Origin of the sequence: Ralstonia sp. AU12-08, from assembly GCF_000442475.1 — a bacterium.
Taxonomy (GTDB): Bacteria; Pseudomonadota; Gammaproteobacteria; order Burkholderiales; family Burkholderiaceae; genus Ralstonia; species Ralstonia insidiosa.
In genome coordinates this window covers 134641-155145 of record NZ_ASZV01000024.1, presented here as the reverse complement: position 1 = coordinate 155145, position 20505 = coordinate 134641, and the positions used below count along the sequence as shown (strand labels likewise).

General features: G+C 64.2%; 19 protein-coding genes. 10 read left to right on the top strand and 9 right to left on the bottom strand.

Annotated elements, in window-relative coordinates; genetic code table 11:
- Window positions 1-58 precede the first annotated feature (58 nt).
- The 4 genes from C404_RS43595 (at window position 59) to C404_RS43580 (ending at window position 4018) form a co-directional block, all read left to right on the top strand.
- Window positions 59-1126, top strand: coding sequence for a glycosyltransferase (locus C404_RS43595; RefSeq protein WP_021195104.1), 1068 nt, complete (start codon window positions 59-61; stop codon window positions 1124-1126).
- Window positions 1127-1191: 65 nt separating this feature from the next.
- Window positions 1192-2403 carry an O-antigen ligase family protein gene (locus C404_RS43590; protein WP_232317490.1) on the top strand — a complete coding sequence of 404 codons (1212 nt, stop codon included), beginning with the start codon at window positions 1192-1194 and terminating at the stop codon, window positions 2401-2403.
- Between the two features lie 12 nt (window positions 2404-2415).
- Window positions 2416-3189, top strand: coding sequence for a glycosyltransferase family 2 protein (locus C404_RS43585; protein ID WP_021195102.1), 774 nt, complete (start codon window positions 2416-2418; stop codon window positions 3187-3189).
- The gene (locus C404_RS43580; protein WP_021195101.1) at window positions 3176-4018 is read left to right on the top strand and encodes a glycosyltransferase family 2 protein; all 843 of its coding nucleotides are present in this window, start codon (window positions 3176-3178) and stop codon (window positions 4016-4018) included. The genes C404_RS43585 and C404_RS43580 overlap by 14 nt, the downstream gene beginning before the upstream one ends.
- A 16-nt stretch (window positions 4019-4034) precedes the next feature.
- Here C404_RS43580 and C404_RS43575 read toward each other — a convergent pair whose 3' ends face one another.
- Window positions 4035-4817, bottom strand: a complete 783-nt coding sequence (locus C404_RS43575) for a glycosyltransferase family 25 protein (RefSeq protein ID WP_021195100.1) — start codon at window positions 4815-4817, stop codon at window positions 4035-4037.
- 289 nt (window positions 4818-5106) lie between these two features.
- On the opposite strand from C404_RS43575, the gene msbA reads away from it, so the two are divergent.
- Window positions 5107-6774, top strand: a complete 1668-nt coding sequence (gene msbA / locus C404_RS43570) for a lipid A export permease/ATP-binding protein MsbA (protein WP_261312787.1) — start codon at window positions 5107-5109, stop codon at window positions 6772-6774.
- Window positions 6775-6826: 52 nt separating this feature from the next.
- On the top strand, window positions 6827-7423 hold the full coding sequence (locus C404_RS43565; protein WP_021195098.1) for a peroxidase-related enzyme: 597 nt from the start codon (window positions 6827-6829) through the stop codon (window positions 7421-7423).
- Window positions 7424-7436: 13 nt separating this feature from the next.
- Here the strand turns inward: C404_RS43565 and C404_RS43560 are convergent, their stop codons facing one another.
- Window positions 7437-8336 (bottom strand): LysR substrate-binding domain-containing protein, encoded by a 900-nt coding sequence (locus C404_RS43560; protein ID WP_021195097.1) that lies wholly within the window; start codon window positions 8334-8336, stop codon window positions 7437-7439.
- A 101-nt stretch (window positions 8337-8437) separates the two neighbouring features.
- Here C404_RS43560 and mdlC point away from each other — a divergent pair, with 101 nt between their 5' ends.
- From mdlC to C404_RS43540, 4 genes are all read left to right on the top strand, one after another.
- Window positions 8438-10027, top strand: coding sequence for a benzoylformate decarboxylase (gene mdlC / locus C404_RS43555; RefSeq protein WP_021195096.1), 1590 nt, complete (start codon window positions 8438-8440; stop codon window positions 10025-10027).
- Entirely contained in the window at window positions 10027-11511 is a 1485-nt protein-coding gene (locus C404_RS43550; RefSeq protein WP_021195095.1) for an aldehyde dehydrogenase, read from the top strand. Before mdlC ends, C404_RS43550 begins: the two co-directional genes overlap by 1 nt.
- Window positions 11512-11518: 7 nt before the next feature.
- Window positions 11519-12454 carry a ketopantoate reductase family protein gene (locus C404_RS43545; RefSeq protein ID WP_021195094.1) on the top strand — a complete coding sequence of 312 codons (936 nt, stop codon included), beginning with the start codon at window positions 11519-11521 and terminating at the stop codon, window positions 12452-12454.
- 181 nt (window positions 12455-12635) lie between these two features.
- Entirely contained in the window at window positions 12636-14027 is a 1392-nt protein-coding gene (locus tag C404_RS43540) for an MFS transporter (protein WP_021195093.1), read from the top strand.
- A 24-nt stretch (window positions 14028-14051) separates the two neighbouring features.
- On the opposite strand, the gene rng is transcribed toward C404_RS43540, so the two are convergent.
- The 7 genes from rng to purD all read right to left on the bottom strand — a co-directional run bounded on the left by rng (window position 14052) and on the right by purD (window position 20499).
- Window positions 14052-15521, bottom strand: coding sequence for a ribonuclease G (gene rng / locus C404_RS43535; RefSeq protein ID WP_004631026.1), 1470 nt, complete (start codon window positions 15519-15521; stop codon window positions 14052-14054).
- 124 nt (window positions 15522-15645) lie between these two features.
- Window positions 15646-16263, bottom strand: a complete 618-nt coding sequence (locus C404_RS43530) for a Maf family protein (protein WP_031329414.1) — start codon at window positions 16261-16263, stop codon at window positions 15646-15648.
- A gap of 2 nt (window positions 16264-16265) precedes the next feature.
- The gene (gene rlmH, locus C404_RS43525) at window positions 16266-16736 is read right to left on the bottom strand and encodes a 23S rRNA (pseudouridine(1915)-N(3))-methyltransferase RlmH (RefSeq protein WP_021195091.1); all 471 of its coding nucleotides are present in this window, start codon (window positions 16734-16736) and stop codon (window positions 16266-16268) included.
- Between the two features lie 21 nt (window positions 16737-16757).
- Window positions 16758-17396 (bottom strand): ribosome silencing factor, encoded by a 639-nt coding sequence (rsfS, locus tag C404_RS43520; RefSeq protein WP_031329413.1) that lies wholly within the window; start codon window positions 17394-17396, stop codon window positions 16758-16760.
- Between the two features lie 72 nt (window positions 17397-17468).
- The gene (locus C404_RS43515; protein WP_021195089.1) at window positions 17469-18179 is read right to left on the bottom strand and encodes a nicotinate-nucleotide adenylyltransferase; all 711 of its coding nucleotides are present in this window, start codon (window positions 18177-18179) and stop codon (window positions 17469-17471) included.
- Window positions 18176-19084 (bottom strand): oxygen-dependent coproporphyrinogen oxidase, encoded by a 909-nt coding sequence (hemF, locus tag C404_RS43510; RefSeq protein ID WP_021195088.1) that lies wholly within the window; start codon window positions 19082-19084, stop codon window positions 18176-18178. The genes C404_RS43515 and hemF overlap by 4 nt, the downstream gene beginning before the upstream one ends.
- 146 nt (window positions 19085-19230) lie before the next feature.
- Window positions 19231-20499, bottom strand: a complete 1269-nt coding sequence (gene purD / locus C404_RS43505; protein ID WP_021195087.1) for a phosphoribosylamine--glycine ligase — start codon at window positions 20497-20499, stop codon at window positions 19231-19233.
- Window positions 20500-20505: the final 6 nt, after the last annotated feature.

Here is a 20505-nt window from a genome sequence, read left to right as displayed (position 1 = left end):
TCGTCGGGCGCTGGCCCGGCACCACAGCAGACTTCACACGATTACATCCTCAGCATCCATGAACGTCGGAATTTCGTGCAACGCGCTGGGTTACAGCGGCGGTAGCGAGCGCTATGCGATGGATTTGGTCCGCGGCTTGCATGAGCGCGCCATCCGTCCCGTGTTCTTTGCCAAAACGGTTGACAAGGCGCTGCCCGAATACGCCCAGGTCAAAGCCATCGCACTGCCCACGCGCAAGCTGACGGGCAAACTCAATGACCACGTTTTCGGCTGGCTAGTGCGTCATCTGGCCAGGCGCGAGCACATCGATCTGATGATCGGTTGCAATCGAACCGGGGCGTCGGACATCGCCATCTGCGGTGGTACGCACATCGGTTATCTCAAGAGCTTTCCCAAGGCCCCAGGCTTCTGGGATCGCCAGCAGATCGCGCTGGAGCGCCGCGACTACGTGCGCTCGCATGTGATCGTCGCGCACTCGAAACTGATGGCGCAGGAAGTGCTCGACTACTACGACATCCCCGAAGACAAGGTGAAGACTGTGTACCCGCCGGTGAGCGAGGCCAAGTTTTCGCTGGTGGATGAGGCCGAGCGCCAGCGCCTGCGTGACGAACTGGGCTTTGCCCGCGACCGCATCACCTTCGTGTTTCCGTCGTCGAGCCACAAACGCAAGGGCTATCCGCTGCTGGAGGCGTTCTTCTCGAAGACGACGCTGCCGGTACAACTGGCGGTGATCGGGCGGCCGGTGTCGTCAACCTCGCCCAACATCCGCTACCTCGGTTATCGCAAGGACATCGAGAACGTCTACCGTGCGGCGGACTACACGATCCTCGCCTCTCACTACGAGCCGTTCGGGTTGATCGGGGTGGAGTCCGTGCTGTGTGGTACGCCCGCCGTGCTGGCGAGCAACATCGCCTGTACCGAGGTGATCTCCGACGAGGGTGCGCCGACCTTCAACGTGAATGATCCGGCCACACTTGCTCGCACCATCGAGGCGGCGGTAGCGCGTGCGCAGGCTGGGCAGGCAAGGCTGGCGAACCCGCGCGAGCATTTGCGCTATGACCCGGGCATCCGCGCTCACATTGACGCCTTGCTGGCCCTGGCACCGGGTGCGGAGGTGCTGCGGTGAACGCGGTGGTACAGCGCGGCCGGGCTGTCGTTTCCTGCGTGCCGGTGATTCTGGCTGTGTTGGGAATGACCGTCCTGCCAGCCTTCATGTTGTCAGTGCACAGTGCCGCGTTCGTGGCGTTTTTGATGCTGTTGGTGTCAGCGCTTTGGTCGATGTTGGTGGGACATGCGGAGTTGACGGCACGAATGCGAGCGTTGTGGCGTGAGCATCGCTGGCTAATCCTGGCCATGGCGGCAATGCCGACGGCCATGTTGGTGAGTTCGTTGCTGAATCCGGCTGCGCCGCGTGGTGTGCCGTTCGCCTATGGGCGGCTCTGGTTGTTCGGTTTTGTGCTGTTTGGGCTGCTGCAGTTGCGGCCTGGGCGATTGCAGAACGTGCAATGGGGTTGCGTGGCTGGTGCTATTGCGTCAGCCGCATGGGCGTATCTGGAATTGCGTAGCAATCGGCCGGATATGGTGGGTGCCTTTTCCAACACCATTCCCTTCGGCAATGTGTCGCTGCTCCTGGGGCTATTCTCGCTAATTTCCATCGGTTGGGCACGCAATGATGGTTGGCTTCTCGTCGCGTTGCGCATGATGGGAGGCGCGGCAGGTCTCTACGCTTCGTACATGTCGCAGTCGCGAGGTGGCTGGATTGCGATTCCCGTGTTGCTGCTGATTGCTGTGGCGACACTGCGTCACGTGAGCTGGAAGAGGCGAATCATTGCGTTGCTGGTGCTGTTTGCGCTGATGACTGCCGTCAGTGTGTCATCCAGCATTGTCCGTGCCCGCTTTAATCAGGCTATAGACGATATTCATGCCTACGAGGCTGGCCGTGCCAATACTTCGGTTGGTGCTCGCTTCCAACTTTGGAAGGCGGCTACGCTCATGCTGATTCGGCACCCGCTGGTCGGTGTTGGTCGTGGTGAATTCCAGAGCACGCTACAGACGATTCACGCAGAAGGCGTGATCACGCGGGAGGTCACCGCCTTCGAGCATGCCCACAACGAGTTTCTATACAATGGCGCCACGCTTGGTGTGCTGGGCATTGGTGCATTGCTGGCGCTGTATCTGGTGCCTGCTGCGTACTTCCTGCGTGCCGCGCTGTGCGATGACCGCATTCTCCGGACTACCGGGGCCATGGGCCTCACACTGTGCGTCGGTTTCATGCTGTTTGGGCTGACCGAGGTGATGCTCATCATTGCGCAGACTGTGGTGTTCTACAGCGTGATGGTGGCCGTGTTCACCGCGCATATTCACCGGCGCCGGCAAGAGCTTGGCGCCAATCCTGTTCTCTGAGATCGTCTTCGCATGTCCGCATCCAACCGAGCCACGCTCGCCGTCATCATCGTCGCCAAGAATGAAGCCACCGACATCGGTGATTGCATCCGCTCGGTGCGCGATTGGGCGGACGACGTCATCGTCTTCGATTCCGGCAGCACGGACGGTACGCAAGACATCTGCCGCGAACTGGGCGCCCGCGTGTTCGAAACGGACTGGCCGGGCTACGGCGAACAGTCCAACCGCGCATTGCGTGAGGCCCGCACCGACTGGGTCCTGTCGTTGGACGCCGATGAACGCATCAGCCCCGAGTTGCGCGCGGAGATGATCGCGGTGCTCGAGTCGGGCAGCCCGCATACGGTGTATTCCATGCCGCGTAGCTCCAGCTTCTGCGGCCGCTTCATGAAGCATTCAGGCTGGTGGCCGGACCGCATCCGCCGCTTCTTCAAGCGCGAGCAGGTGACCTTCTTCGATGCACCAGTGCATTCTCACTTGGTGTTCCAAGGCACCGTCGGCGATTTTCGTGCGCCGATCATTCACTACTCGATTCCCGATCTGCGAGCTGCGCTGGACAAGGCCAACGATTACTCCACGGCCGGCGCCGCCGCAGCCTATGCCAAGGGCAAGGGAGCATCGTTGGGCAGTGCGATCGGCCACGGGCTGTGGGCGTTCATTCGCACCTACATCATCCAGCGCGGTTTCCTGGATGGCGCGGAAGGCTTCATGCTGGCTGTGTCCAACGCAGAGGGCACGTACTACCGCTACGTCAAGCTGATGATGCTGCATCGTCATGGCAAGCGCTGATTGCCCGCGTCGCATCGCACTGATCGTCACGACCTACAACCGCCCGGATGCGCTAGCCCGCGTGTTGGCCGGTTGTGGCGCGCAGACTGATCAAGCGTTTGATGTGATCGTCGCCGACGATGGTTCGCGCGACGATACGCGTGTGGCGGTGGAAGCCGCTGCCAAGACGGCATCGTATCCGTTGCGCCATGTCTGGCACCCCGATGACGGTTTCCGTGCGGCCGAGATCCGCAATCGCGGCGTCCTAGCCACCGACGCTGACTACTTGGTTTTTCTTGATGGCGATTGCGTGCCGCGCCCGGACTTCGTCGCCCGGCACCGCGCACTGGCCGAGCCGGGACGTCTGTTGTCTGGCAGCCGCATCCTGCTGAGCGAGGAGATGACGCGTGACGTTATCGCGCAGCAGACTGACATCCATTTGAAGGACCTCGCCTATTGGTTCAGCGCCTGGCGTGCTGGCCGCATCAACAAGTTCTTGCCGCTGCTGGTACCGGGCCTGCCCGTTCCGCGCACGTTCAAGGACACCAGCCTGCGCGGCATCAAGAGCTGCAACCTGGGCGTGTGGCGCAGCGATTTCGAGCGCGTGAATGGCTTTGACCAGAGCTTCGTCGGCTGGGGCCATGAAGATGCTGACCTGGCCGTGCGGCTGTACAACGCCGGTGTGCGGCGCAAGCGCGGCTTCTGCGCGACCGAGGTCTTCCACCTGTGGCATCGCGAGCAATCTCGCGAACAGGAAAGCCCCAACTACCGGCGCATGATGGCGCGCCGCAATACCGATGTCATCCGCGCTGAGGCAGGATTGACGGAGTTGCGCGGCCAAGGCGCCTGAACTGGCGCCTTGGCGCTTACCACGTCTTTTTCTGCTTGGCGATACCGCGGAACGGCCGCACGAAGATCTGATAGAGAAACTTGTGCACGAAGATCAGGTGCAGGCGGTGGCTGAGCCATCGCTCCTCATCGGCTTCGCGGCTCTTGACGGCGCGATCGGCCTCCAAGTTGGAGCCGGTGTCGAAATTCTGCACGCTGATCACGTACGGCACGACTGCACGCATCTGTACGATGCCTTCGCGCTCGAACTTGTGCCAGTAGTCCGCCGCCAGCCATACCGGGTAGAGCTGTTCGACCATGCGTTTGGCCGCCGCGCGTGTGACGAAATAGCCGTGCGCCAGCCACTGGTAGTTCGCCAGCTTCACCACGTTGTGGCTGGCGTCGAGCGGTTTTGCGCTGCGTTTGTAGTAACGGTTGATATACGTGAGCAGCGTCACCACGGGTTCGTCAGGTGAGACTTGCTGCGCCAGCGCATCGAGCACGGCGGGCACATCGGCCCCAAGCTTGGCGTCATCCTCCAGGATGAGCGCGTAGGGCAGATCCTGCTCCAGCATTGCGCGGTAGACGCCCAGATGGCTTAGCGCACAGCCGACTTCGCCGACGGTCAGTTCGCGGCTTTCGGCAACGGCACGGGCGTGGTCGTAGTGGCTCGCCAATGCATCAGCGGGAAGTGCTTTGCCGTACACGCCAGGAAAGCGCGTGTGCGGCAGGCCGAGTGCATCAAGCTGATCTTCGAGGGCTTTGCGGCGCTCGACATCGTGCTCGAGGTTGATGAAGAACGTGGGAACGCGCGAACTCATGCGGAAGGATCAGGTGACGCGGCAATGCGTCTTGGCTGTGGATTCTGCTACCAGGATGGGCCGAAACAGGTGATTGCCGTAAAATGCCGGGTCGCCCGTCTGTCGGATGGCAGGTGCAGCATGCACATGTTGTCGGCAATGCCCGTCGCAATGCGGTGCAATCTGCCCACCCTTATTTGAAAACGCCGTGAGTATACAAGCAAAGTCTGACCATCAAGATCCCTCCAAGCCGTTGCTCAAGCGCTTGTGGACATACCTGCGTCCTGAACTCACTGCGTTCATTCTCTCCATGGTTGCCATGGGCGTGGTGGCCGCCACGGAAGGGATCATCCCCAAGGTCGTGAAAGACCTGCTGGACCAGGGCTTTGGTGGTGAATACGCCGGCAAGCTGTGGCAGGTGCCGGCCATGCTGGTCGGCATTGCCGTGGTGCGCGGCGTGGCGCAGTTTGCGTCCACGTACCTACTGAGCCTGGTGTCGAACAAGGTGCTGTTGAACCTGCGCGTGAAGATGTTCGAGCGGCTGCTGCAGGCGCCTGCATCGTATTACCAGCAGAACACAGCGGCATCGATCATCAACGCGGTGATCTTCGAGGTCAACCAGGTGCTGCAGGTGCTGACCGGCGTGTTCATCACGATGGTGCGCGACTCGATGACGGTGCTGGCGCTGCTGGTTTTCCTCTTCTATACCAACTGGCGCCTGACGCTGGTGGTGGCGGTGATCCTGCCCGTCATCGGCCTGCTGATGTCGCGTATCAACCGCCGCTTGCGCTCGCTCAACCGCGAGAGCCAGAACCTGACCAACCAGGCCGCCTACGTGGTGGAAGAGGCCGTTGGTGGTTACAAGGTCGTCAAGCTGCACGGCGGCGAGGCTTACGAATCGCTGCGCTTCAACGCCATGACCAACCGCCTGCGCAGCTATGCCATGCGCGTGGCCGTGGCCGGTGGCCTGAATCAACCGGTGACGCAGTTTCTGGCGGCGCTCGCGCTGTCCATCATCCTGGCGATTGCCATGATGCAGGCGCAGGCCAACCAGACGACGGTCGGCGGTTTTACCGGTTTTGTGATGGCGATGCTGCTGCTGATCTCGCCGCTCAAGCATCTGACGGATGTGAACCAGCCCCTGCAGCGTGGCCTGACTGCCGCCGAGTTCATCTTCGGCCTGATTGATACGCCCATCGAACCGCAGGAAGGCGGCAAGCACATCGACCGCGCCCGCGGTGATATCCGCTTCGATCGCGTGACCTTCCGCTACGGCGCGGATGGCCGGGCGGCGCTCGACAATGTCGACCTGCATGTGAAGCCGGGTGAGATCGTTGCTCTTGTCGGGCCTTCGGGCAGCGGCAAGACCACGCTGGTGAACCTGATGCCGCGCTTCTTTGATCCGACCTCGGGCACGATCTCGCTCGACGGCGATGCGCTGGCCGACCTGTCGCTGCAGGACCTGCGCCGTCAGATCGCCTTCGTGAGCCAGGACGTGGTGCTGTTCAACGACACCATCGCTGCCAACGTGGCGTATGGCGCGCGGGACGCCTCCGAGATCGACATGGCGCGTGTGCGCCGTGCACTGGAAGCTGCTTACCTGACGGATATGGTGGATAACCTGCCGGAAGGCGTTGACACCAACATCGGCGACAACGGTTCGAAGCTCTCCGGCGGCCAGCGCCAGCGTTTGGCGATTGCCCGTGCCATCTACAAGGACGCGCCGATTTTGATCCTGGACGAGGCGACTTCCGCGCTCGACTCTGAATCCGAGCGCCAAGTGCAGGCTGCGCTTGAGCGCCTGATGGAAGGGCGCACGACGCTGGTGATCGCGCACCGCCTATCGACCATCGAAAACGCAGACCGCATCATCGTGCTCGAACACGGCAAGATTGCCGAAGCCGGCACGCACCGCGAACTCATCGACCGTGATGGGTTGTATGCTGGGCTGCATCGCATCCAGTTCGCCACTCAGTAAGCAGTTCACTTCCGGGCGGCGTGCTCGTGATGCTCACACCAAAGGAGACATCATGACGACCACCACGCCGCCCATCAGCCGGTTTCCCGTTCCTGAACTGGCTGACATTCCCGAAGACATTCGCGCGCGCATCCTCGAAGTGCAGGAGAAGTCCGGCTTCGTGCCGAACGTCTTCCTTGCGCTGTCGCACCGGCCCGATGAGTGCCGTGCGTTCTTCGCCTACCACGACGCGCTGATGCTGCGCGAAGGCAGCAGCCTGACCAAGGGCGAGCGCGAGATGATCGTGGTGGCCACCTCCGGCGCCAACCAGTGCCTATATTGCGTGGTCGCGCACGGGGCCATCCTGCGCATCTACGAGAAGAATCCGCTCGTGGCTGATCAGGTTGCCGTCAACCATCGCAAGGCTGACATCACCCCGCGCCAGCGCGCCATGCTCGACTTCGCGATGAAGGTCTGCACGGCCTCGCACACCGTCGACGAGGCCGACTACGACGCATTGCGCGTGCATGGTTTCGACGACGAGGACATTTGGGACATCGCCGGCATCACGGCCTTCTTCGGCCTGTCGAACCGTATGGCGAACGTGATCTCGATGCGGCCGAACGATGAGTTCTTCCTGATGGGCCGCCTGCCGCGCGAGAAGAAGTAGGCGGCCGGTCGGTCTAGGCCGTCAGTTCACGCAATGCTTCAAGCAGCTTGACGGCGGGGCTGGTCAGGATGCCGTGGCGGCGCCGGAACGCGGTCAGCGTGCGGCGTGCCACCAGCCCGGGAATCGGCAGCGGTTCGATCACGCCGGCGCGGCGCTCGGCATCGATCATCGGCTCGGCCATCCAACTCAGGAAGCCAGAGCGCGCCACCAGGCTCTTGAGTGCCGTGACCGAGCGCGTTTCCACCACAATGTTGGGCAGCCCCAAGCCGGCTGCCTCGAACACCTGCCGCATGTGCTCGTAGGGGCCAGTGCCGCGCGGCGGGATGGCCCACGGTGCAGCCATCGTGTCGGCGAGTGTCAGGGCAGGGCGCCTGCGTAACGAGTGTTCCGGCGATGCCACCACGAAGCTCGCGTCTTCCCAGCGGCAGTCGGCAATCGCGATGATCTCGTCCGTATCCGGCATCGCCATGGACAGCGCAAGGTCGATCTCGTGTTTGACGAGTCCCTCGGCCAGCCGGTCCCACACGCCTTCCAGAATTTCCACACGCAGGTTCGGCCAGCGCGCGACCACCGTGCCAACCGCCAGTGGCAGGACGTAGCTCGCGATGCTGCCGACCGCACCCACGCGGATGGTGCCCTTGGCAAGCCCGCGCATCGCGTCGATCTCTTCGCGCGCATAGTCGGCCTCGTGTTGCAGCAGCGTGGCGTGCGGCAGTAGCGCCTGTCCAATGACGGTGAGTTGCATCCCCTTGGAGTGCCGCTCGAACAGGGGCGCCCCTACCTCGTCTTCCAGACGCTTGATGATGCGGCTCAGCGCCGGCTGCGTGACATGCAGGACCTCTGCCGCGCGCCCGAGGCTGCCGGCCGAGACGATGGTGGTGAAGGCGCGCAACTGGCGCAGATCGAAAGGCATGCCAAAAGGTAATGACTTTCGCCTGAAAATTCAATATCGCGCAAGGTTGGGGGCTCCCATACTGGGCGGCCAATGCAAAGAGCAATACAAGGAGACGCTGCATGACCCGCACTTCGCTCGCGCTTGTCACTGTGCGCGACGCCACGATCGAGCTGCTTCGCCGGCTCGGCATGACCCACGTGTTCGGCAATCCGGGGTCCACCGAACTGCCGATGTTCCGGGATTTTCCCGAAGACTTCCGCTACATCCTCGGTCTGCAGGAGGCCGTGGTGGTCGGCATGGCCGACGGCTATGCGCAGGCGACTGGTAACGCCGCGCTGGTGAATTTGCACTCGGCAGCTGGTGTCGGCAATGCGATGGGCAACATCTTCACGGCGTTCAAGAACCGCACGCCGCTGGTGATCACGGCCGGGCAGCAGGCGCGGTCCATCCTGCCGTTCGATCCGTTCCTGGCCTCCAACCAAGCGACCGAGCTGCCCAAGCCATACGTCAAATGGAGCATCGAGCCCGCGCGCGCGCAGGACGTGCCGCTGGCACTCGCCCGTGCGTATCACATCGCCATGCAGGAGCCGCGCGGGCCGGTGCTGGTGTCCATCCCCGTGGATGACTGGGATCAGCAGACCGAGCCTGTCGCCGTGCATGAAGTGGCGTACGAAGTGCGGCCCGATCCTGTGACGCTCGCGCGCATTGGCGATGCACTGGATGCGGCGCAGCGGCCAGCGTTTGTCGTGGGTGCGGCAGTGGATCGCGCGGGCGCCTGGGATGCCGTTGTGCAGCTTGCCGAAGCGCACAACGCCCGTGTGTTTACCGCGCCCATGGCCGGACGAGGTGCGTTTCCGGAAGACCACCGCCTGTTCGCCGGTTTCCTGCCGGCAATGCGCGAGAAGATCGTCGCCCTGCTGCAGGGGCACGACGTGGTGTTTGCGCTGGGCGCACCGGCGTTCACGTATCACGTGGAAGGTCATGGGCCGCACGTGCCGGTGGGGGCCAAGCTCATACAGCTGATCGACGATCCGGCTACCGCATCCTGGACGCCCGAGGGTATCTCGGCCGTCGGCAACATCCGCCTTGGCGTGCAGGACTTGTTAGCAAGGCCCGCGCCGCCCACACGGCCACTGCCTGCGGCCCGCGTCAAATCGCCGCGAGCCGAGCCGGCATCGCCCATGTCGACGGCCTTCGTTTTGCAGACGCTCGATGCCGTGCGCGGCCCCGCAGATATCGTCGTCGAAGAAGCACCCAGCGCGCGCTCAGTAATGCAGACCTATCTGCCGATGCGTCGCGCGGGGGCGTTCTACACCATGGATAGCGGGGGATTGGGCTACGGCATGCCTGCCGCTGTGGGCGTGGCACTCGCCAAGCCGGGCACGCGCGTGATCGGCCTGATTGGCGATGGATCGAGCATGTATTCCATCCAGGCGCTGTGGAGTGCATCGCTGCTCAAGTTGCCCATGACGTTCGTGATCCTGAACAACCGCCGCTATGCTGCCCTGCAGGATTTCGCGCCGGTGTTCGGCTTTGCACCCAACGACCCGGTGCAGGGCACTGACCTGCACGGCATCGACTTCGTCGGACTGGCTCGCGCCATGGGCTGCACCGGCGAGCGCGTGACGGACCCGCACGCGCTGGAGGCCACACTGCACGCCGCGCTGCAATCCACCGGACCAACCCTGATTGAAGTGGAGATTGCCTGATGACGAACACGAATGTCGCCCCGCTGGAGGGCGCGCAAACCATCTCGATGTTGATCAACGGCGAGCGCGTGCGAGCCTGCAATGGCGCGGTCTTCGAGCGGCACAACCCGCTGGATGGTTCTGTGGCGACGCGTGCGCCTGCGGCCACGGTGGAGGATGCACGCAATGCCGTCGACGCCGCTGCCGCTGCGTTCCCCGGCTGGGCTGCCATGGGGCCGACCGAGCGTCGCGCGTTGCTGATGCGCGCCGCCCAAGCGCTCGAGGCCAAGGGCACCGCCTTTGCCGCTGCGATGGCGGCGGAGACCGGCGCCTCTGCGTTGTGGGCGGGCTTCAACGTGCACCTGGCCGCCAGCGGCCTGCAAGAGGCTGCCGCCATGGTCACGCAGATTGCCGGGGAGATTATCCCGTCCGACGTACCTGGCAGCCTGGCGATGGGTGTGCGTCAGCCCGCGGGCGTGGTGCTTGGCATTGCGCCGTGGAATGCGCCGGTCATTCTGGCTGTGCGTGCGATCGCGCTGCCGCTGGCATGCGGCAATACCGTGGTGCTCAAGGGCTCGGAGATCTCGCCTGCCACGCACGGACTCATTATCGAAGCGCTGCAGGAAGCGGGGCTGCCCAAGGGCGTCGTCAACTTCGTGACGAACGCGCCAGCCGATGCCGGTGCAATCGTGGAGGCGATGATTGCGCACCCCGCCGTGCGACGCGTCAACTTCACGGGCTCGACGCGCGTGGGGCGCATCATCGCGCAGACCTGCGCCACGTATCTGAAACCCGCTGTGCTGGAGCTGGGCGGCAAGGCGCCGCTGCTGGTGCTGGCTGATGCGGACATCGACGCTGCGGTGGATGGTGCGGCGTTTGGTGCGTTCGCCAACTCGGGCCAGATCTGCATGTCCACCGAACGCATCATCGTCGATGAGGTCATCGCCGATACGTTCGTTGCCAAGCTGGCCGCGAAGGCCGCTTCGCTGCCGCTGGGCGATCCGCGCAAGGGGCCGGCGGTGCTCGGCTCGGTGGTCGACATGAGCACGGTCGAGCGTTGCAATCACTTGATCGACGACGCGCTTGCCAAGGGTGCGAAGCTGTTGTGCGGTGGCAAGGCGACCAACACGTTGATGCCCGCCACGCTGCTCGATCACGTGACGACGGACATGCTGATCTACTCGGAAGAGTCGTTCGGCCCGGTCAAGGGCATCGTGCGTGTGCGCGGCGACGATGCTGCCATCGCGTGTGCCAATGACAACGCATATGGGCTGTCGTCCGCCGTGTTCAGCCGTGACGTGGCGCGTGCCATGAACGTGGCGCATCGCATCGAATCGGGCATCTGCCACATCAACGGCCCCACCGTACACGACGAAGCGCAAATGCCGTTTGGTGGCGTCAAGGCGAGCGGCTTCGGGCGCTTTGGCGGCCGCGCGGGTGTGGCCGAATTTACCGAGCTGCGCTGGATGACGGTGCAGACCACGCCGCGCCACTACCCATTCTGAGATGCGTATGAAGATCGCCATTCTGGGTGCGGGCGCCATGGGCTCGCTGTTCGGCGGGTTGCTGGCGGAAACCGGCGAGCAGGTCACGTTGCTCGACATCAACGACGCGCACCTCAGTGCAATCACCGCCCACGGCCTGCGGTTGGAAACCGATACCGGTGACCGCCACGTGCGCAACCTGCAGGCGTTGCGCCCAAGTCAGATAACGCAGGTGCCGGATCTGCTGATCGTCTTCACGAAGTCGATGCACACGCGTGCCGCGCTGGCGAGTGTGCGTCAGCTGATCGGGCCGTCCACGTATGTGCTGACACTGCAGAACGGTCTGGGCAATGTAGAGGCGCTGGCTTCGGCGGTGCCGCAGGAACGCATCCTCGTTGGTGTGACGACGTGGCCTGCGGATCTGGCGGGGCCCGGCCACGTGCGCTCGCATGGCGCCGGCGTGATCCGCATGATGACGGCCGATGGTGTTGACCGGCCGATGCTGGAGCGTGTCGTCAGTGTCTTGTCCGGCGCGGGTCTGCGCTGCCAAGCCGATGCCAACGTATGGGGCGCCGTGTGGGAGAAGGTCGCCTTCAATGCCGCCCTCAATCCACTGTGTACCGTGTTGAACCGTCCCGTTGACGCGCTGGGTGCTGTGGAAGATGGGCCGGCACTCGCGCTGACCATTGTCGAAGAAGTGCTGGCGGTGGCACGAGCAAGCGGCATCAGTGTCGACGCAATCAAGGTGAGTGACAACGTGCGCCATGCCATCGTCGCGCATCGCGGGCACAAGCCGTCGATGCTGCAGGACGTGCTTGCCGGGCGCCCGACCGAGATTGAGTCGATCAACGGCGCCGTGGTCGTCGCGGCGCAACGGCATGGCGTGCGTGTGCCGCATACCGAGACGCTCATGCAGTTGGTGCGACTGGTGCAGGCGCAATCCGCGCATCCGCAAACACCCTAGTTGAACAGGAGGCGGGCCCGCCTATATTGTTAACATGTTAAATAAATGGCGCGTAGACGCCAGTCCAATGGAGACAACCCATGCTGTGCTGCTTCAGACTGGCGAGCGCGTCTAGCGCGCTTGCACAGGCGTATGCGCCTGGTTCGCCATCCGGCCGTTCCACTTCTCAGCGGAGGCCGGTATGAGCCAGGATCGCGCCCCCATCGACATCGGCAGTGTCCTGGACGACGGGCCGTTTTCGTTTGCCCAAAAGGCCGCCGTGTTGCTCGCGGCATTCGCCATCGTCATGGATGGTTTTGATGGCCAGTTGATCGGCTTTGCCATCCCCGTGCTCATCAAGGAGTGGGGCATCACGCGCAACGCATTTGCGCCGGCGGTGGCGGCAGGGTTGATCGGCATGGGCATCGGCAGCGCGCTGGCCGGCTTGTTTGCCGATCGTTTTGGGCGACGTTGGGCGCTGATCGGCAGCGTGTTCGTGTTTGGTGCGGCCACCTGCATGATCGGTTTTGCACCCAATGTGGCGACGATTGCCGCGCTGCGCTTTATCGCGGGCCTGGGCATTGGCGGCGCGTTACCAAGCTCGACGACGATGACGGCCGAGTTCACGCCGGCCCGGCGCCGCACGCTGGCCGTGACCGCCACCATCGTGTGCGTGCCGCTGGGAGGGATGCTGGCGGGGATGTTCGCCGGCCACGTACTGCCGATCTACGGATGGCGCGGGCTGTTCTGGATTGGTGGCGCGCTGCCGCTGGCGCTTGGGTTCGTATTGGTTGCAGCACTGCCGGAGTCACCTCGATTCCTGGCGCGTCGCCAGTCGCATTGGCCACAACTGGCCAGGCTGCTGACGCGCATGGAGCGTTCCACGCCGGCTGATGCCACCTTCACTGATCTGGCGGGCCAGAAGGTCATCCAGCACGCTGGGTTCCGCTCGCTCTTTGCACCGGGGCAGGCGCGCGATACGGTGGCGTTGTGGGCGGCCTTCTTCATGTGCCTGCTGGCGGTGTACGCAGCATTCAGCTGGTTGCCGACCATGCTGGCCTCGGAGGGGTTGAGTGTGGCCGTGGCGGGGCAGGGTTTGACGGCCTACAACCTGGGCGGCGTGATCGGTGCGCTGGTGTGTGCCGTGGCGATCGCGCGCTGGGGCTCACGCTGGCCCATGGCATTGTGCTGCATCGGCGCAGCACTGAGCGCGTTCGCTATGCAGGGTGTGGATGCCCGGCAGAGCACGCAATTGTTGATCGTCGGCTTGGGCTTGCATGGGCTGTTCGTCAACGCGGTGCAGTCGACCATGTACGCGCTGTGTGCGTTTGTCTATCCGACGGCGGTGCGCGCCACGGGCACCGCCTCAGCCGTCGCATTCGGGCGACTGGGGGCGATCTTGAGTGCGTTTGCTGGCGCCATGGTCATCACGGCAGGTGGTTCGAGTGCTTACCTGGCAATGCTGGGGATCGCCATGCTGGTGGTACTGGGCGCGTTGCTGGTGATGCGGGAGCAGATTCCGCGGTTGACCGCACGCGCCACTCAGACGGTGGCCGCCGCGCCGGTACCGCACGGCAGCCCGGTCAAACCGTAGCGGCCGTGCACGCTTGGAGCAGTGTTACATCAAGATAATGTCGTACTGCTCCTGGCTGGCCGCGGACGATTCCACCTGCAGCGAAATCGGCTTGCCGATAAAGTCGCCCAGCATCGCCAGGTGCTGGCTTTCTTCTTCCAGGAACAAGTCGATCACCGACTGCGAGGCCAGGATGCGGAACTCGCGCGGATTGAATTGACGCGACTCGCGCATGATTTCGCGCAGGATGTCGTAGCACACCGTGCGCGGCGTCTTCACTTGGCCCTTGCCCTGGCACACCGGGCACTGCTCGCACAGCACGTGCGCGAGCGATTCCCGCGTACGTTTGCGCGTCATCTCCACCAGCCCCAACTGCGAGAAGCTGTTGACCGTGATGCGCGTGCGGTCGCGCGACAGCGCCTTGCGTAGCTCCGCTAGTACCGCATCGCGATGTTCCGCCGACTCCATATCGATGAAGTCGATGATGATGATGCCGCCCAGGTTGCGCAGCCGCAGTTGCCGCGCGATGGTGTGCGCGGCTTCCAGGTTGGTCTTGAAGATCGTGTCGTCAAAGTTGCGCGCGCCCACGTAACCGCCGGTGTTGACGTCGATGGTGGTCATCGCCTCGGTCTGGTCGATCATCAGGTAACCGCCCGATTTCAGATCGACCCGGCGCGACAGCGCACGCTCGACTTCCGCCTCGATGTTGTACAGGTCGAAGATCGGCCGCTCGCCTGTGTAATGCGTCAGGCGCTCGACCACGGCCGGCGTGTACTCCTGCGCAAACTCGACGAGCTTCTGATGGTTCTCGCGCGAATCGACCTGGATGCTGCGCGTTTCGTCCGTCACGAAATCGCGCAGCACGCGCTGGGCGAGGTTCAGATCCTGGTACAGGATCGACGGCGCGGGAAGGGTGGTGGCGTTGTGGCGGATGGTCGCCCAGATCTTGCGCAGGTAGGCGACATCGTTGGCGAGCTCTTCGTCGGTCGATTCTTCCGCGATCGTGCGTACGATGAAACCGCCGCGCTCCTCGGTCGGCACCATCGCCGTCACGCGGGCGCGCAGCGCTTCGCGCTCGGCCTCGTTGCCAATCTTTTGCGAGATACCGATGTGTGGGTCTTGCGGCAGATACACCAGCGTGCGGCCAGCAATGCTGACTTGCGTGGAAAGGCGTGCGCCCTTGGTGCCGATCGGGTCCTTGATGACCTGCACCATCAGCGCCTGGCCTTCGAACAGCGTTTTCTCGATGGCGACTTGCGGTGTGGGTGGGGCGTCCTTGGCGTCGCGCGGGTGCCAGATGTCGGCCACGTGCAGGAACGCCGCGCGTTCCAGACCGATATCGATGAAGGCTGATTGCATGCCCGGCAGCACGCGCACAACCTTGCCGAGGTAGATGTTGCCAACCAGCCCGCGCGTGAGTGTGCGCTCGATGTGGAGCTCTTGAACGGCGGCTTGCTGGACGATGGCCACGCGCGTTTCTTGCGGCGTGATATTGACGAGGATGTCTTCGGACATGGGGGATACCAAGAGAGCGGGTTTCAGCACCCGCCTCCAGGCTTGTCGTGCGCCCGAAGCGTGTCTTGAAACCGGCCCTCGCACGCTGCTCGGCGCGTGCTTCAGCGGCCGGTCAGAGGGCGAGTTACAGCGTGATGCCCGCCTGTGCGAGCAGCGCTGCCGTCTCGAACAAGGGTAGGCCCATGATACCCGAATAGCTTCCCGAAATATGGGCGACGAAGGCGGCCGCGCGGCCCTGGATGCCGTACGCGCCAGCCTTGCCGAAGGGCTCGCCGCTGGCGATGTAGCGGGCGATGTCGTTGTCCGTCAGCACGGCAAAGCGCACGTCGGAAATGGACAGCGCGTGCATCGGCGTGCCGTCGGCTTTGACGACGGTGACGGCGGTCAGCACGCGGTGTTCGCGGCCGGACATGCCGCGCAGCATGCGGTGGGCATCGGCTGCGTCAGTCGGCTTGCCGAGGATCTCGCCGCCCAGGCACACCGTGGTGTCGGACGTGAGGATCGGCAGGGCGGGGAGGTTGCGTGTGATGCGGCGGCGCACGGCGGCCTGCGCTTTCAATGCGCAGACGCGTTGGACGTAGTCATCGGGCGTTTCGCCGGGGAGCACGGCTTCCAGCGCTTCGGCATCTTCATCGCCATCGGCCAGCAGCAGTTCGAAGCGCGCGCCGATCTGGCGCAGCAACTCCTGTCGGCGCGGGCTTTGCGAGGCGAGATACAAGTGTGGGGCGCTGGTTGCTTCCATCGTCATACCCGGTGATACGGGTGGTTTTGCGTGATGCTCCACGCGCGATAGAGCTGCTCGGCCAGCAGCACGCGCACCATGCCGTGCGGCAGGGTCAGGCTCGACAGGCGGATCAGCATGCGGGCCTTGGCCTTCAGCGCCGGGTCCAACCCATCCGCACCGCCAATCACAAACGCGATGTCGCCGCCTTCCTGTTGCCATCCGGTGAGGGATTCGGCGAGTGCGACGGTGGTCAGGTCCTTGCCGCGCTCATCCAGCGCGATCATGCGGCAGCCCTTGGGCAGCGCGGCTTCGATGCGCGCGGCTTCGAGCTGCATGACGGTGGCGGCGGTGCGGCTGCCCGAGCGCTGCTCGGGCTTGATCTCGCGCAGTTCGATGCGCAGTTCGGGCGGCATGCGCTTGGCATATTCAGAGAAGCCGTCCTCGATCCAGGACGGCATCTTGTGCCCGACGGCAACGATCAGCAACTGCATGGCGAGGCTGCCTGCGTGGCGTTACGCCGCGCGCTTCTTGGCCGGAGCGCGCTTGGCTGCCGTCTTGGTTGCCGTTTTTGCGGCAGTCTTCGTGGCGGGCTTGCCGGTGCCGGTGCCGGTTGCGCGCTTGCTGGCGGGCTTCTTGGCAGCGGCGGTCTTGGCGGGCGCTTTCTTGGCCGGTGCTGCAGCCTTGGTCGGGCGCTCACCGGCCAGCGCCGGCTTGGTGGTACGACGTTTGGCCGGCGTGACCTCTTCGGCCTCGTCTTCCTCGTCGTCGTAGCCTTCGCTGGCCTTGGGCAGGCCGCGCTTGCTGGTTCCGCCGAGTTCGACGCGCACTGGCTTGTCGCCCCAGATTTCTTCCAGGTTGTAGTACTGGCGCAGTTGCGGCTGGAAGATGTGGACCACGGCGTCGCCGCAGTCAACCAGCACCCATTCGCCCACGTCTTCGCCTTCCACGGCGATGACGTGGCCGCCGGCTTCCTTGACGGCGTCACGGACGGACGCGGCGAGGGCCTTGGTCTGACGATTGGACGTGCCGCTAGCGATGACCGTGCGGTCGAACAGCTCGGTCAGGTGGGTCGTATTGAAGACCTTGATGTCTTGCGCCTTGACGTCTTCGAGCGCGTCGACGATCACGCGTTGTAGTTTGCGAATATCCATACTGAGTGAGAAGAACGTTTAAAGGGCGAGAAAAAAGGTCAAAAAAGCGCGTAAATACAGTGAATCACGCGGTCAGGCACTGACCGTGCCATTGGCACGGCGATACAGCGAATGCGATTGGATCAGGTCGGCCACGCCGGCGGGCAGGTCGGCGTCGCAGCGTTCGCCGGCGGCGAGCAGCTGGCGCAGGCGGGTGGACGACAGGTCGACGGATAGCGTCTGGTCGATCCACATATGGCCGGCGGGAGCGCATTGTACCAATGCCGTGTCACCCCGGCGCACATCCAGCTCGCGTTGCACCGGCGCGTGCAGCGCGTGCAGGTCGAAACCGGGGCGCGTGGCCACGCACAGGTGCACGTATTCGAACAGGTCTTGCCAGCCATGCCAGGTGTCCAGGCCGACGAGCTGGTCGGCGCCCATCAGCCACGCCATGGAGGTTTCCGGCCCGTAGACGCCGCGTAATTCGCGCACGGTGTCGATGGTGTAGCTGGGGCCGTGGCGGTCGACTTCCATGCTGCTCGCGTGAACCTGGGCGCGGCCACCGCGTACCGCTTTCGCGGCCAGTTCAGTCATGGCAAAGCGCAGCGGGGCGGGGGTGATGTCGGCGGCTTTTTGCCACGACACGCCGGTCGGAATCCACAGCAGTTCGTCCAGATCGAGCCGGGCGATACACAGCTCAGCCAGGGCGATATGGCCGACGTGCGGCGGATCGAATGTGCCGCCCAGCAAACCCAGGCGATACGGGCGGTCGAGATTGGGGCGCACGAAGGTGGGAAGCGTCATACCCAGTCGCGCGCCGGCAGGAAATCGGTGTAGAGCGCGGCTTCTGGCGAGCCCGCTTCGGGTTGCCAGTCGTAGCGCCAGTTGGCCACGGGCGGCATCGACATCAGGATCGATTCTGTGCGCCCGCCACTTTGCAGGCCGAACAGCGTGCCACGGTCGAACACCAGGTTGAATTCGACATAGCGTCCACGGCGATAGGCCTGGAAGGCACGTTCGCGTTCACCGTAGGGCGTGGCGTGGCGTTGCTCGGCGATGGGCAGCCAGGCGGGCAAGAACGCGTCGCCCACCGAGCGCATCATTTCGAAGCTGCGCTCGAAACCGAGTTCGGCAAAGTCGTCGAAAAAGATGCCGCCGATGCCGCGCGCTTCCTTGCGATGCTTCAAGTAGAAATAGTCGTCGCACCATTGCTTGAAGCGCGGGTACAGCTCGTCGCCGTACGGGGCGAGGGCGCTCTGGCAGGTGCGGTGGAAGTGCGAGGCGTCTTCGGTGAAGCCGTAGTAGGGCGTCAAGTCCATGCCGCCACCGAACCACCAGACGGGTTCGGCATCGGGCCGCACGGCGACGAAGCAGCGCACGTTCATGTGCACCGTCGGTACGTACGGGTTGCGCGGATGGAAGACCAATGACACGCCCATCGCTTCGAAGCCGCGTCCGGCCAGTTCGGGCCGGTTGGCGGTGGCCGACGGGGGCAGGGTGTCGCCCATCACGTGTGAGAAGCCGACGCCGCCGCGCTCCAGCAGCGAGCCGCCTTCCAGGATGCGGGTGCGGCCGCTACCGCGCAGGCGTTCGGTGGGCGGTTTTTCCCACGAATCGGTGGCGAAGGTGCCGCCGTCGAGTGCGCCGGCAGCGGTGGTGATGCGGTCCTGCAGGTCCAGCAGGTAGGCGCGGACGGCTTGGGTATCCATCAGATTCGGGCGGGGCCGTTGAGGCGGCCGGGTCATACGGTTGTCACCATTGTAGCGGGCGGGCCGCTTGGGGCTTGTTGGGAATCACCCGGGGTGACGGAAGCCGCGCTTGCCCCATGGTGGGGCATCAGCGCGGCAGGGATCGCTCAATGGCGGATGGCGCGGTGGCCGATATCGGTCCGGTACTGGGCGCCGTCGAACTTGATTTGTTCGATGGCGTTATACGCGGCGCGCTGGGCCGCCTTGACGGTGTCAGCCAGGCCGACGACGCACAGCACACGGCCGCCGTTGGTGGTCAGCACGCCGTCCTTGAGCGTGGTGCCGGCGTGGAAGGTGACGCTGTCTTCCGTTTCCTTCGGGATGCCGGTGATGACGTCACCCTTGCGCGGCGTGTCCGGATAGTTGTGGGCGGCCATCACCACGCCCAGCGCGGTACGGCGGTCCCATTCGAGTTCCATGCCGTCGAGCTTGCCGTCGATGGCGCGGTCGAGCACGTCGTACAGGTCGGTCTTCATGCGCGCCATGATCGGCTGCGTTTCCGGGTCGCCCATGCGGCAGTTGAATTCGAGCGTCTTGGGCGTGCCGTCGGCGTCGATCATCAGGCCGGCGTACAGGAAACCGGTGTACGGGATGCCGTCTTTTTCCATACCGCGGATGGTCGGCATGATGATTTCGCGCAGCGCGCGGGCGTGCAGCGTGGGCGTGACCACCGGCGCGGGCGAGTAGGCGCCCATGCCGCCCGTATTCGGGCCGGCGTCGCCGTCGAGCAGGCGCTTGTGGTCTTGGCTGGTGGCCAGCGCCACCACGTTCTTGCCGTCGCACACGACGATGAAGCTGGCTTCTTCGCCGGCCAGGAATTCTTCGATCACCACGCGCGCACCGGCGTCGCCCAGGCGGTTGTCGGCCAGCATCATGTCGATGGCGCTGTGGGCTTCTTCGGCCGTCATCGCCACGACCACGCCCTTGCCGGCAGCCAGACCATCGGCCTTGATGACGATCGGGGCGCCTTCCTGGTCAATGTAGGCGTGCGCCTGTGCGGCGTCGCTGAAGGTCTGGTACTTGGCGGTCGGAATGCCGTGGCGATGCATGAACGCCTTGGCGAAATCCTTCGACGATTCAAGCTGCGCCGCGGCCTTGGTCGGTCCGAAGATGCGCAGGCCCTTGCTGCGGAACAGATCAACGATACCGGCGGCCAGCGGGGCTTCCGGGCCGACCACCGTGAAGTGGATGCCTTCGCGCTCGGCAAACGCGGCCAGCACTTCCGGGTCCGTGATCGGCAGATTCTGCAGGCGCTTGTCGAGCGCCGTGCCGCCATTGCCCGGCGCCACGTAGACCACCTGCACCTTGGGCGAGCGTGCCAGCTTCCATGCCAGGGCGTGTTCCCGTCCGCCCGAACCGACCACCATCACTTTCATGCTGTA